This window comes from Streptomyces sp. 1222.5, from assembly GCF_900105245.1.
Taxonomy (GTDB): Bacteria; Actinomycetota; Actinomycetes; order Streptomycetales; family Streptomycetaceae; genus Streptomyces; species Streptomyces albidocamelliae.
Genome location: NZ_FNSZ01000001.1, coordinates 7,121,900 through 7,135,282, shown reverse-complemented (window position 1 = coordinate 7,135,282; position 13,383 = coordinate 7,121,900). Strand labels below are relative to the sequence as shown.

Here is a 13,383-nt window from a genome sequence, read left to right as displayed (position 1 = left end):
CTCGCCAGTTCAGGTGGCGGCGGCCTGACGGCTGCCCGCGGCGTACTCCATGGCGTGCTGGACGACGCCGATGAGCACGTCCTTGACCGACTCGCGGTCGCGGGCGTCGCACAGCAGGACGGGCACGTCGTCGTCCAGGTCGAGGGCCTGACGGACGGCGTCGGCGGGATAACGCGCCGCGTCCTCGAAGCAGTTGACACCCACGATGAACGGTATGGAACGCCGTTCGAAGTAGTCGACGGCGGCGAAGCAGTCCTCCAGCCGCCGTGTGTCGGCGAGGACGACGGCGCCGAGCGCGCCCTCGGACAGCTCGTCCCACATGAACCAGAACCGTTCCTGCCCGGGCGTGCCGAAGAGGTACAGCACCAGGTCCTCGCGCAGCGTGATCCTGCCGAAGTCCATGGCCACGGTGGTGGTGTGCTTGCCCTCGACCCCGCTCGTGTCGTCGACCGGACGACCGGCTTCGGTGAGCAGTTCCTCGGTACGAAGCGGCCTGATCTCGCTGACCGCGCCGACGAGGGTCGTCTTGCCCACGCCGAAGCCGCCGGCCACGAGGATCTTGAGCGTGACGGGCTCGACCGGGGGCTTGCCGCGCTCAGAACGCCCGAAGATCATCGATCTCTTCTCCTGCTTGACGGGAATCGGGCGACGGTCGGCCGTAGCCGCCGCCACCGGGGGTTTCGATGACGAGAACGTCGCCCGGCCCGACGTCGGCCGAGCCGCTGCCGCCGAGATCGGTGACCGTGCCGTCGGTGCGCTCGACCCGGTTGGCGCCGAGCGCTCCGGGTTCGCCGCCCGCCATGCCGTACGGGGGCACGCGGCGGTGCTGGGAGAGCGTGGAGACGGTCATGGGTTCGAGGAAGCGGAGCCGGCGTACGGCGCCGTCGCCGCCGGGCCACCGTCCGGCGCCGCCGCTCCCCCGCCGGACGGCGAACTCCTCGAGCCTGACCGGCAGCCGCCACTCCAGGACTTCCGGGTCGGTGAGCCGGGAGTTGGTCATGTGGGTCTGCACGACGTCGGCACCGGGGAAGCCGTCGCCCGCTCCGGATCCGGAGGCGACGGTCTCGTAGTACTGGTGGCGCTCGTTGCCGAAGCTGACGTTGTTCATCGTGCCGGAGCCCTCGGCCTGGACGCCGAGGGCGGCGTAGAGGGCGCCGGTGATGGCCTGGGAGGTCTCGACGTTGCCCGCGACGACCGCGGCGGGCGGTTCGGGCGCGAGCATCGAACCGGGCGGCACGACGATGTCGAGGGGGCGCAGACAGCCGTCGTTGAGCGGGATGTCGTCGGCGACCAGGGTGCGGAAGACGTACAGGACGGCGGCGTTGACCACCGCGAAGGGGGCGTTGAAGTTGGTGGCGAGCTGCGCGGAGGTGCCGGTGAAGTCGATGGTCGCCCGGCGTCCGGCGCGGTCGACGCGCACCCGGACCCGGATGACGGCGCCCGAGTCGGTCTCGTAGGCGCACTCCCCGTCGGCCAGGGCGTCGACGACGCGGCGGACGGCCTCCTCGGCGTTGTCCTGCACGTGCCGCATGTAGGCCTGGACGATGTCGAGGCCGAACTCGGCGATCATGCGGCGGACCTCGTCGACGCCCTTCCGGTTGGCGGCGATCTGGGCGCGCAGGTCGGCGAGGTTGGTGCGTACGTTGCGGGAGGGGTGGGGCGCGTCGGTGAGGAGGTGGCGGGTCTCCTCCTCGCGGAACCGGCCGTCCTCCGCCAGGAGCCAGTTGTCGAAGAGGACGCCCTCCTCCTCGATGGTGCGGCTACCGGCCGGCATGGAGCCCGGGTCGATGCCGCCGATCTCTGCGTGATGGCCGCGTGAGGCGACGTAGAAGAGGATCGCCGGTTCACTCTCCGTGTCCGTCGCCCGGTCGGTGTCGAAGACGGGGGTGATCACCGTGACGTCGGGCAGGTGCGTCCCGCCGTGGTACGGGTCGTTGACGGCGTAGGTGTCCCCCGGGCGCATCGCGGTGCCGCGCCGGCGGATGACCTCTTTGACACTGGTGCCCATGGAGCCCAGGTGGACGGGGATGTGCGGGGCGTTGGCCACCAGGTTTCCGTCGGGGTCGAACAGGGCGCAGGAGAAGTCGAGGCGTTCCTTGATGTTGACGGACTGGGCCGTGGACTCCAGCCGGGCTCCCATCTGTTCCGCGATGGACATGAAGAGGTTGTTGAAGACCTCGAGCAGGACCGGGTCGACCTCCGTGTCGAGTCGGGAACTCTGCGTAATCGCCGTGCGTTCCATGACCAGATGCCCGTCGTCGGTCGCCACGGCCCGCCAGCCGTCGTCGACGACGGTCGTCGCACTGGCCTCCGTGACGATCGCGGGGCCGGTGACGGTCTCGCCGGGAGGAAGGCCCTCGCGGCGGTGGAGGGGTACGTCGCGCCAGGCCCCGCCGGTGTGGAGGCGGACGGTGTCGGGTGCGGTGGGGCGGCCCTCGTACGGGGCGAGGGCGGACAGATCGGGGGGTGCGGTGATGCCGGTGGCTTCGACGGAGAGGGCTTCGACGACGATCGGGCGGTCGAGGGTGAAGGAGTACGTGGCGCGATGACGTTCTTCGAAGGCGTGCGTCATGGCCTCGGGCTCGGCCAGCTCGACGGTGAGGGTGGTGTCGGTGCCGTCGTAGCGCAGCTGTGCCCGGCGGGTGATCTCGATGCGGTCCTCGGGGACGTCCTCGGCGAGGAGTTCGGTGCGGGCCGCGGTCTCCAGGTCGTCGGCGATCTTGCGGATGCCGGGCATGGCGGCCGTCTCGAGGGGTGCCTCGACGGACTGTTCGCGCATGGCCGTGGTGTCGGCGAGACCGATACCGAGGGCGGAGAGCACACCGGCCATGGGGGGTACGAGCACGCTGCGGATGCCGAGCGAGTCGGCGACCCGGCACGCGTGCTGGCCGCCCGCTCCGCCGAAGGTGGTCAGGGCGTAGCGGGTGACGTCGTGACCCTTCTGGACGGAGATCCGCTTGACGGCGTTGGCGATGTTGGCGACGGCGATCTGGAGGAATCCCTCGGCCACCTGCTCCGGGGTCCGGTCGTCGCCGGTGCGTTCGTGGATCTCGCGCGCGAGGGTGGTGAACCGGTCCCGGACGAGGTTCGCGTCCAGGGGCTGGTCGCCCGCAGGACCGAAGACGGCCGGGAAGTGGCCGGGGTGGACGCGCCCGAGCATGACGTTGGCATCGGTGACGGTGAGGGGGCCGCCGGCGCGGTAGCAGGCGGGGCCCGGATCGGCGCCGGCGGAGTCGGGGCCCACCCGGTAGCGGGAGCCGTCGAAGTGCAGGACCGAGCCGCCGCCGGCGGCGACCGTGTGGATGTCCAGCATGGGGGCGCGCAGCCGGACGCCCGCGATCTGTGTGGTGAAGACGCGTTCGTACTCGCCGGCGAAGTGCGAGACGTCGGTGGAGGTCCCTCCCATGTCGAAGCCGATGACGCGGTCGAAACCGGCGCGCTGCGACATGCGGGCCATGCCGACGATGCCGCCGGCCGGGCCGGAGAGGATGGCGTCCTTGCCGCGGAACTGCCCGGCCTCCGTCAGGCCGCCGTTGGACTGCATGAACATCAGGCGCACGCCGTGCAGTTCGTCGGCGACGTGCTCTACGTAGCGGCGCAGCACGGGCGAGAGGTAGGCGTCGACGACGGCGGTGTCCCCGCGCGGGACGAGTTTCATCAGCGGGCTGACCTCGCTGGACAGGGAGATCTGCGGGAAGCCGGTGCGGGCCGCGAGCTCCCCGATCGCCTGTTCGTGGGCGGGGTACAGGTGGCTGTGCAGGCAGACCACGGCGACCGCGCGGATCCCGTCGTCGTACGCCCGCCGGAGCGGCTCCGCGAGGGCGTCCAGGTCGGGGACGCGCAGGACGGTGCCGTCGGCCGCCACCCGTTCGTCCACCTCGACGACCCGTTCGTGGAGCAGGCCGGGCAGTTCGATACGGCGGGCGAAGATGTGCGGGCGGTTCTGGTAGGCGATGCGCAGGGCGTCGCGGAAGCCGCGGGTGATGACGAGGAGGGTCCGTTCGCCCTTCCGTTCCAGCAGGGCGTTGGTGGCGACCGTGGTACCCATGCGGACGGCCTCGACGGGCTCCCGCGAGGTGCCGAGGAGTTCGCGTACGCCGGTGACGGCCGCGTCGGCGTAGCGCGGATTGTCGGACAGGAGCTTGTGGGTGAGCAGCCGGCCGTCCGGGCGGCGGGCGACGATGTCGGTGAACGTGCCCCCTCGGTCGACCCAGAACTGCCAGCCAGTCACGTCATTACTCCGCTTCCGCGCCGGTCACAGCGCCCGGAGGCCGTTGATCACGTCGCGCAGAATACTCTCGTCGGGCAGTTCGGCCGGGGGAACCGGGCGAGTGACGTGGACGAGTTCCGCGTGCACCAGGTCGCCGAGGAGGACGCGGACCACGCCGACGGGCAGGTCGAGTTCCGCGGCGATCTCGGCGACCGACTGCGGCGTGTCGCGGCAGAGCCCGACGATCTCCACGTGCTCCGGCGACAGCGTCGGGTCCGCTTCCGGGTCGCCCGCGTCGGGCTCCGTGACGACCACCGCGATGAGGTCGAGGCGGTGCTGGGCCGCACTCGTGGTGCGGCCGCGCGTCATGGCGTACGGGCGGACGACCGGTCCGGCGTCGTCGTCGAACCAGTGGTGTCTTCCCTGACCGTCTCCGCTCATGTCATCCCACTACCCGCCTGCGGGCAGATCGGTGCGCGGGGCGGCACCCAGATGCACACCGACCCGCTTGACCAGCAGGGTCATCTCGTAGGCGACCTGTCCGACGTCGGAGTCGGCGTCGGAGAGCACGGCGAGGCAGCTGCCGTCACCGGCGGCGGTGACGAACAGGAAGGCGTCGTCGAGCTCGACCACCGTCTGCCGCACGCTGCCCGCCTCGAAGTGGCGTCCGACGCCCTTGGCGAGGCTGTGGAAGCCGGAGGCTACGGCGGCGAGGTGCTCGCTGTCCTCCCTGGACAGGTCCTTGGACACGCCGGTGGGCAGCCCGTCGCCGGACAGGACGACGGCTTTGCGGATGCTGGCGACCCGGTCGACGAGGTCGTCCAGGAGCCAGTTCAGCTCCACCTTGTCGGTCCCTGTGTGGCCGGTCGCGTTCGGTGCGGTCATCGACCGTCCCCCTCGTTCGTTCCTGGTGCTGTGCCGTTCCGGGCCCCGTCGCCCGCGGCGTTCTCCTCCCGGCCACGCTGCCATCCGCGCTGGAGGGAGGCCATCCGGCCGCGGACCTCGTCGGCGTCGCGGTCGGCAGGCCGGTCCGCGCGCTCGACGCGTCGTTGGGTGTCCTGTTTGAGCTGGGGCGCCAGGTTGGCCTGGCGGACGCGTCGGGGCAGGGCACCGGTGGCCGGTTCCGTGCCCGTCCCCCCGAGGGGCGAGGCGGTGGTGCCGCCGGTGGGGGCAGCCCGGCCGCGGGTCTGGATGCGCTCGCCGCCGGTCGGGGACTGCTCACCACCGGCCCGGGACGTTTCGCCGCCGGTAGGGGCCGTTTCGCCGCCGCTGGAAATGCGCTCACCGGGCGCCCAAGGTGCGCTGCCGCCGAGCGGGGGCTGTTCGCCACCGATCGGTGCCGCCGCAGCCCCGGGCGCGGCCGTGGGCGTGTCGTCCGGGCTGCCGGAGGCGATCGCCCTGGGCCGGGTCCGCCTGGGCAGTGCCGGGGGCTCTGCCGTCTCGGGAGCACCGTCGAGCGGGGCCGTGCCGGGTTCTGCGACACGGTCCGTGAGGTCGGCGAGGTCCGCCGAGCGCCGGGAGGTCGCGCCGCGGCGACGGGCGGGCAGGGGGGCCAGACCGCCGGTGTCGGCGCGGCGCGGTCCGGCGGACGGCTGCTGGTCCGGTTCCTGGCGACGGGAACGCTGGTCGGTGACGGGCCTGCCGTGCGAGCTGACCAGTTTCGGCGTCTGCCGTCGCGGCAGTGGGACGGGGCCGGGTTCGCGGGGCTCCTCGGCCGAGGGCTGCCCGCCGGACAGGGTGTCCGTCGAGTCGTCGGTGCCGGCGAGGGTCCGGCGGTGTCGGAAGAGTCCGCCGCGCTCGCTGTCCTCGTCCGCCAGGACGCCCGGGAAGCCGTCGAGGGCGTCGAGATCGACGGGCGCCTCCAGTTCGACCGGGCCGTCCAGCAGGGAGGTGGGCAGACCCGGCAACTGCGCCGGTGCGGTGGACCGTCCGGTGGCGCCTCCCGCCACCTGCCCCTTGTCCTTGGCCGGGCGTTCCCGGTCGAGGCGGAAGCCGATGCCGTTGGTGTCCGGGACGTCGTCGGTCAGCAGCGCGTCGGGGATGAAGACGACGGCCGTGGTGCCGCCGTAGGGCGACGGCTGGAGGGAGACGCGGACGTTCTGCCGCTGGGCGAGGCGGCTGACCACGAACAGGCCGAGCCGGTCGGTGTCGGACAGTTCGAACTCGGGCGTCTCGGCGAGGCGGAGATTGGCGTCCAGCAGTGCTTCGGCCGTCATGCCGAGACCCCGGTCGTGGATCTCCAGCGTGAACCCGTTGGCGACGCGTTCGCCGAGGACCTGGACTGCGGTGTGCGGGGGCGAGAACACCGTGGCGTTCTCGAGGAGTTCGGCCACTAGGTGGGTGAGGTCGGCGACGGCGGGGCCGGTGACGGCGACGCGCGGCAGCCGCCGTACCTCGATGCGCTCGTAGTCCTCGACCTCCGCGACGGCGGCGCGGACGACGTCCATGAGCTGCACGGGGCGGCGCCACTGCCGGGACGGCGCCGCGCCGGACAGGATCACCAGGCCCTCGGCGTGCCGGCGCATGCGCGTGGTGAGGTGGTCGAGACGGAAGAGGTCGGCCAGTTCGTCGGTGTCCTCGGTCCGGCGTTCCATGGTGTCCAGCAGGGTGAGCTGCTTGTGCAGCAGCACCTGGCTGCGGCGGGCGAGGTTGACGAACACCTCGGAGACACCGGACCGCAGTTCGGACTGCTTGACGGCGGCCTCGACGGCGGCGCGCTGGAGGGTGTTGAGGGCCTGGCCCACCTCTCCGATCTCGTTCTTGTCGTACTCGAGCCGTGGCACTTCCGTCTCGACGTCGACCTGTTCACCGGCGGACAGGCGGCGCATGACACTGGGCAGCCGGACGCCGGACGCCTCGTGCGCCTCCAGGCGCAGCTGCCTCAGGTCGCGGATGAGCGCACGGCCCACGCGGACGGAGAGGACGAGGGAGAACAGGACGGCGACGAGGCCGAGGATGCCCACGACGGCGGCCTGCACGATGACGTTCATGGCCACCGGGCGCACACGGTCCTGGAAACCGTCCCCCACCTGGTCGTCGAGAGTTCCGAGTTCGTCGAGGACGCCGGCCGCGGCCGTGTCCCAGCTCTTGGCGTCGACACCGCGCGGTGTTCCGTCGTCGGTGTCGACGACGCTCTGTTCGGCCATGCGCAGGGACGCGGTGGTGGCGTTCTTCCAGAAGCGTTCGTAGCGTTCGCGCTCCGCGGCGGGCAGCAGCGGCAGGCTGATGTCGTACAGGAGGGTGCGCTGGGCGACGAGGTCGGAGATGTCCCGGGTCTCCGCGCGGGTGAGCCGGCCGACGACGAGGGAGGAGCCGAGGAGGGCGTCTTCGCGGGACAGCAGTTCGCGGGCGCGGGTGATGTTGACCATGGCGCGGGCCTGCTGGTCCATGTCGACGTCGTCGATGCCGTCGAGGGCGGCGAGCAGCGCGAAGCAGGGGTCGACGAGATGGTCGTAGCGGTCGAGGGCCTGGGCGCGGGTGACCGTGCCCTCCTCGACGCCGCGGCGCAGGGAGTCGAGGCCGTCGAGGGCGTCCAGGACGGCGGTGATGTGCTCGCCGTCCTCGGCGTCCATGCCGTCGCGGAGGTCACGGTCCTCGGCATTCCTGCGGACCTTGGCGATCGCCCCGTCGGTGGCGCTGCGGGTGCGGTGCAGCGCGGTGAGGGCGTCGGCGGCCCTCGGGTCGGCGAGGTAGACGAGGGTCTGGCGCCGCTCCTGCTGCAGGACACGCACGGTGTCCTCGGTGGGATAGCCGATGTCCTGCACGGCGTTGGACACCTGGAACAGCCGGGCGACCTCGCGACCCGTCAGTACCGTGGCGAAGCCCCAGACGGCGGTCAGGGACACCAGCGGCACGAGAAGCAGCGCCACGATCTTCCGGCGGATCGACTTCCCGCGAAAGCGCATGGCCTCCCCCAGCTCGACCCCCGCCGGTCGGGGGTGCACATGTGCGTCAACAAACGGCGCGAGCCTACTACCGCCTCACAGATAACTCGAAGGCATGTCCGGAGGGCGAACTTCCGCGGGGGCGGCGAGACATGGCGAGTTGTCCGGGCATTGCGGGAGATTGCCACCGTGATTCGTGGGGACACGGAAGGACCGGACACGACGGGTCGGACAGGCGGTTGGCTGGATTTTTTCGCCGCTGGGGAATCTTCGTGGGATCTCGATCGTCCTACGTGTGGGAGATGGGGGCGGAATGGGACACAGGAGCCGCATCCCGCATCCCGGCGGCGTAAAACAGCGCAAGCCGGGCAGCCACTGGGGAGTCGGAGTCTTAGGACGCCGGGCGAGCGGCATGCCGGCGGTGGGGAGTGACACGGTGATGGGCACGGCGGAGCGGCACAGGGCGTCCGAGGAGAGCGTGGCGGGACGCTCAGTGGTACGACAGGTCCGGGAGGCGCCGGATCGCGACATTCGGGGGCCCGCGCGCACCTCGGAACGCACACGTGGTGAACAGCTGGAGATATCCCGGCCGTTGTGGGTCGAGGAGCCGGCGCGTCGGCACCCGTTGCCCGATCCGGTGCGCACGGCGGCGGTGCGGGCGGTCATCGTGATCGCCGTGACGCTGATCGAGGCGATGGTGGCGTTCCTGTGCACGTTGGCGGGATCGTGGCTGGCGTTCCCCATGGTGATCAGCGGTGTGGCGAGCACGGTACTGGCGACCTGGGCCGTGGTCGACGTGTGGGTGACCCGCCAGGTGTGGAACCAGCGGAACGGCGTGGTCTCGGAGCCGAGCAGCACGGCCCGGACGCTCCGGCGCGAGCGGCGCGCCCATAGGCGTCAGGAGCGGGCGGCCGTGCGCGCACAGGGGCGGATACGCGGGCGTGGCGCCGGGCAGTTGTCCCATTCCTGACCCGCCCGGGTTCGTACCCGCGCGGCACGCGTAGGGGTACGAACCCGGAGAGCGGACAGGCGGTCCCGGCCCGGCGCGCACGGTTCATGTGCTCAGAGCACTGCCTGCTCGGTCCGCCCGCGCTGCCGAACGTCCCGCTGGAGTTCGCGCCGGGCTCGGGTGAAGGCGCGTGGCCGGTCCACGCCGAGCACGGCGACCGTGCGGCCGTCGCGCTCGTAGCGGGCCAGGAACCCGCCGTGGCCGGGCAGGCCGTCGGTGAGGTCGCCCTCGGTGACCTGGACGGTGTCCCGGTCGCGGCACCGGCCGGCGAACTGGATGCGGGTGCCGTACTGGTCGGACCAGAAGTACGGCAGCGGGCGGAAGGTCTCCCGAGTGCGGCCGGCGAGCAGGTTGGCGACGGCGACGCGGGGTTGCTCGGTGGCGGAGGTCCAGTGCTCGGCGCGGGTGCCGCCGACCCGGGCGACATCACCGACCGCGACGACCTGGGGGAGGGCGGTCACGCAGCCGTCGTCGCACAGCACGCCGTCGTGCAGGGCGAGCGTCGATCCGTCCAGCCAGTCGGTGCGGGGACGGGCGCCGATGCCGACCACGACCACATCTGCGGGCAGGGTGCGGCCGTCGGCGAGGTGCACGCCGGTGACGGTGCCGGGGCCGCGGAGTCCCGCCACACCGGTGCCGGCGATCAACTTCACCCCGCCGCGGCGGTGCAGGGCGGCGCACACGGCGGCCATCCGCGGGCCGAGCTGGGGCAGCAGTGGCAGCGGTGCGGCCTCGACGACCGTGACCGCGTGGCCGAGCCGGGCGCAGGACGAGGCGGTCTCGGCGCCGATGAAACCGCCGCCGATGACGACGACCCGGCGGGGGCCCGCGGTGAGGTCGGCGCGCAGGGCACGGGCGTCGTCGAGGGTGCGCAGGGTGTGCACGCCGGCCGGTGGGTCGCCGGGCAGCCTGCTGGCGGCGGCGCCGGTGGCGATGACGACGCCGTCGGTGGACACGGTGCGTCCGTCGTCGAGAACGACGGCGCGGCCGCGGGCGTCGAGTCCGCGGGCGCGGACGCCGAGCAGCCACTCGGCGTCGAGGTGGGCGGTCTCCTCGGCGTCGGTGAGGGCCAGTTGCTCCTCGCCGGTGCGGCCGGTGAGGAAGTCCTTGGAGAGGGGAGGGCGGTCGTAGGGGCGGTGGGGTTCCTCGCCGATGATCACGAGTCGGCCGTCGAAGCCCTGGGCGCGCAGCTCACGGGCTGCGTGGAGACCGGAGAGGGAGGCGCCGACGACGGTCACGGTCCTCATGCGGGGTGGCTCCTCGCGGTGCGGTCGGAAGGAGCCGGGCTGACCGGCGCTCCTCCCGACGGAACGGGGGCCCGGGAGACGGGGGTGTACGCGGGGGCGGGCGGACTCGGCCGGTGCTCGGCGGGTTTCATGCGGCCGTGCCCTCCTCCGCCGTGAGGTGGACGTGGATCACGCCGTCCTCGACGGTGACGCGGTGGGTGCGGACCGAGCGCCGGGCCGGAAGGCAGGTCGGCTCGCCGGTGCGGAGGTCGAAGGACGCGGCGTGCAGCGGGCATTCGACCTGGCAGCCCTCCAGCCAGCCGTCGGAGAGCGACGCGTCCTGGTGGGTGCAGGTGTCGTCGATGGCGTACAGCTCGCCGTGCTCGGTGTGGAACACGGCGATCGGTGGCGTGGTATCGACGCGGAGGGACTCCCCCTCGGGGAGGTCTTCGAGGCGGCAGACGGGAATCACGGGCCCCCCTCTCGGTCCCGGACGCCGGGTCCGGGACCTGCTCGATGCAGGCGTCAGGGTGCGGGCGGGAAGCCGGCTGTCGGCCGGTCCGGCCCGAGGAAGCGGTGCGGGAGTGGCGGACAGTGGCCGGTCAGGGTGCGGGACCTCGCCCGCCCGGGTCGTGCAGGTGGTCCCGGTGGTCCGGGACCCTACCGGGATCCGGACACTTCGGTACCATGATGTTTCGCATGGCGCATCAGTCGGCGCTATGCGCAACAGAATCCGGGCGGGACGACCGTCGCGTCAAGCACTTCCCGCAGATGCGGCCCGAACCGGGCCCCCAGGTGGTGAGAGTTCAGCCATGACCCGCGCGCAGAAGCAGTCCGACCGCCAAGAGGAGACCACGGAGAACCCGAGGACCGCCGGGAGGCAGGGCGGCCGCGGCACGGCCAGTGCGGTGCAGTCCGTGGACCGCGCCGTGAGCGTGCTGGAGATCCTCGCCCGGCACGGCGAGGCGGGCGTCACCGAGATCGCCGACGAGCTGGACGTGCACAAGTCCACGGCCTTCCGGCTGCTCGGCGTCCTGGAGAACCGCGGCCTGGTGGCCCAGGCGAAGGACCGCGGCAAGTACTACTTGGGCGCCGGCGTCCTGCGCCTGGCGGGCGCGGCGGCGGTGCGGCTGGACATCTCCCAGGAGGGTGTCCCGGTCTGCCGCGAGGTCGCCGACGAGCTGGGCGAGACGGTGAACATCGCCGTACTGGACGACGATGCGGCGGTCAACATCATGCAGGCCCGCGGCACCGCGTCGGTCACCGCGCAGAACTGGCTGGGCAGACGCACCCCCCTGCACGCCACCTCCAGCGGCAAGGTGCTGCTCGCGCACATGCCGCCCACCCTGCGCGAAGGACTGCTGGCGCGGTCGTTGCCGCGGTTCACGGAACGGACGGTCACCGGCGCGACGATGCTGCGCGCCGAGCTGGAGGCCGTCGTCGAGCAGGGCTACGGCCTCACCGTCGAGGAGCTGGAGCTGGGTCTCGCGGCCGTGGCGGCGCCGGTGCGCGCGCACGACGGGAAGGTGATCGCGGCGATCAGCGTCTCGGGACCGGTGTACCGGCTGAACGCGGACCGGTTGCCGGAGGTGGCGAAGCGGACGGTGGCGGCGGGCGCGGAGCTCTCGCGCCGTATGGGGTACGGCTTCTGACGGAGCGGCAGGCGGACACGGCGGAGCGTTCACCACGCTCGGACCGCGGCGCGGGACCAGGACGTACCTGGTCCCGCGCCGTTGTGTGTCCGACGGGTTTCGTCCCGCGGGTTCCCTTTGCCCAAGGGTTGGCACGCACCTCTTGACGGCTCCGTGACGGCGTTCCCAATATGTTCCCCATCACGCAACCCATCGTGCAATGCGCAACAGCAGAGGAGCTGGTCGTGCCACACGAGGTCCGTGCCGTACTCGCCGTGAAGAAGGGCGCACCCGTGGAGGTGCGGACGATCGTCGTTCCCGATCCGGGACCCGGTGAGGTCCTCGTCGACGTACAGGCCTGCGGGGTGTGCCACACGGATCTCCACTACCGGGAGGGCGCGATCACCGACGACTTCCCGTTCCTGCTGGGGCACGAGGCGGCCGGCACCATCGCCGAGGTCGGACCGGGTGTCACCGATCTGAAGCCCGGCGACTACGTGATCCTCGCGTGGCGTGCACCCTGCGGCAGCTGCCGTTCCTGCCGCCGTGGCCGGCCCTGGTACTGCTTCGACTCCCGTAACGCCGCCCAGCCCATGACGCTGCCGGACGGCACTGCGCTCAGCAACGCCCTGGGGATCGGCGCCTTCGCGGAGAAGACGCTGGTCGCAGCCGGTCAAGCGGTGAAGGTCGACCCGGCCGCGCGGCCCGAGGCGGCCGGTCTCGTCGGCTGCGGGGTGATGGCCGGGTACGGCGCGGCGGTCAACACCGGCAAGGTCGGCCGGGGCGACTCGGTCGCCGTCATCGGCTGCGGCGGTGTCGGCGACGCGGCCATCGCGGGAGCCTGTCTGAACGGTGCCATGAAGGTCATCGCCGTCGACATCGACGACAGGAAGCTGGACCGGGCGGAGAGGTTCGGCGCCACCCACACCGTCAACTCCCGGGGCACCGACCCGGTCGAGGCGGTCCGGAAACTCACCGGCGGACACGGTGTGGACATCGCGATCGACGCGGTGGGCCGCCCGGAGACCTTCGAGCAGGCCTTCTACATGCGCGACCACGCGGGGCTGCTGGTCCAGGTCGGCGTCCCCTCCCCCGGGATGAGGATCGAACTCCCGCTGATCGACGTCTTCTCGCGCGGTGGCGCCATCAAGTCCTCCTGGTACGGCGACTGCCTGCCGAGCCGGGACTTCCCGTACCTGATCGACCAGTACCTGTACGGCCTGCTCGATCTCCACGCGTTCGTGTCCGAGACCATCGCCCTCGACCAGGTGGAGGAGGCGTTCGGCAAGATGCACCGGGGTGAGGTGCTGCGCTCGGTGGTGGTCCTGTGAGCGCGGGGGCACCGAGGCCGCGGAAGGCGCCCGTGCCCTCCGTCCCCACCGCTGCTCCTGTCCTGCTGCCACCCGAGGACCACGAACCGCGG

Annotated in this window: 10 protein-coding genes; 3 read left to right on the top strand and 7 right to left on the bottom strand. The window is 72.1% G+C overall.

The window, feature by feature from the left end; translation table 11 throughout:
* Nucleotides 1–9: 9 nt before the first annotated feature.
* Genes BLW57_RS32345 through BLW57_RS32325 form a run of 5 tightly spaced genes read right to left on the bottom strand, consistent with a single transcriptional unit; the run spans nucleotide 10 to nucleotide 8,115 of the window.
* Complete coding sequence (locus BLW57_RS32345) at nucleotides 10–615, bottom strand: GTP-binding protein (RefSeq protein WP_093479274.1); 606 nt, start codon at nucleotides 613–615, stop codon at nucleotides 10–12.
* Nucleotides 596–4,231, bottom strand: coding sequence for a hydantoinase B/oxoprolinase family protein (locus BLW57_RS32340; RefSeq protein WP_093479273.1), 3,636 nt, complete (start codon nucleotides 4,229–4,231; stop codon nucleotides 596–598). Before BLW57_RS32340 ends, BLW57_RS32345 begins: the two co-directional genes overlap by 20 nt.
* A gap of 24 nt (nucleotides 4,232–4,255) precedes the next feature.
* Nucleotides 4,256–4,651, bottom strand: coding sequence for a DUF742 domain-containing protein (locus tag BLW57_RS32335; protein ID WP_093479272.1), 396 nt, complete (start codon nucleotides 4,649–4,651; stop codon nucleotides 4,256–4,258).
* A 9-nt stretch (nucleotides 4,652–4,660) separates the two neighbouring features.
* The gene (locus BLW57_RS32330; RefSeq protein WP_073899232.1) at nucleotides 4,661–5,095 is read right to left on the bottom strand and encodes a roadblock/LC7 domain-containing protein; all 435 of its coding nucleotides are present in this window, start codon (nucleotides 5,093–5,095) and stop codon (nucleotides 4,661–4,663) included.
* Entirely contained in the window at nucleotides 5,092–8,115 is a 3,024-nt protein-coding gene (locus BLW57_RS32325) for a sensor histidine kinase (RefSeq protein WP_093479271.1), read from the bottom strand. The genes BLW57_RS32330 and BLW57_RS32325 overlap by 4 nt, the downstream gene beginning before the upstream one ends.
* 418 nt (nucleotides 8,116–8,533) lie before the next feature.
* On the opposite strand from BLW57_RS32325, the gene BLW57_RS32315 reads away from it, so the two are divergent.
* Nucleotides 8,534–9,064 (top strand): hypothetical protein, encoded by a 531-nt coding sequence (locus BLW57_RS32315; protein WP_093480996.1) that lies wholly within the window; start codon nucleotides 8,534–8,536, stop codon nucleotides 9,062–9,064.
* A gap of 92 nt (nucleotides 9,065–9,156) precedes the next feature.
* On the opposite strand, the gene BLW57_RS32310 is transcribed toward BLW57_RS32315, so the two are convergent.
* Nucleotides 9,157–10,350, bottom strand: coding sequence for an NAD(P)/FAD-dependent oxidoreductase (locus tag BLW57_RS32310; RefSeq protein WP_176985799.1), 1,194 nt, complete (start codon nucleotides 10,348–10,350; stop codon nucleotides 9,157–9,159).
* A gap of 127 nt (nucleotides 10,351–10,477) precedes the next feature.
* A complete protein-coding gene (locus BLW57_RS32305) occupies nucleotides 10,478–10,801 on the bottom strand; it encodes a bifunctional 3-phenylpropionate/cinnamic acid dioxygenase ferredoxin subunit (RefSeq protein WP_093479269.1) in 324 nt (107 codons plus the stop codon).
* A gap of 340 nt (nucleotides 10,802–11,141) precedes the next feature.
* Between BLW57_RS32305 and BLW57_RS32300 the strand changes: the two genes are divergently transcribed.
* Both BLW57_RS32300 and BLW57_RS32295 read left to right on the top strand, forming a co-directional pair.
* Entirely contained in the window at nucleotides 11,142–11,981 is an 840-nt protein-coding gene (locus BLW57_RS32300; protein ID WP_256339635.1) for an IclR family transcriptional regulator, read from the top strand.
* Between the two features lie 224 nt (nucleotides 11,982–12,205).
* Nucleotides 12,206–13,291: an S-(hydroxymethyl)mycothiol dehydrogenase gene (locus BLW57_RS32295; RefSeq protein ID WP_093479268.1), complete on the top strand. Its 1,086-nt coding sequence runs from the start codon at nucleotides 12,206–12,208 to the stop codon at nucleotides 13,289–13,291.
* Nucleotides 13,292–13,383 lie beyond the last annotated feature (92 nt).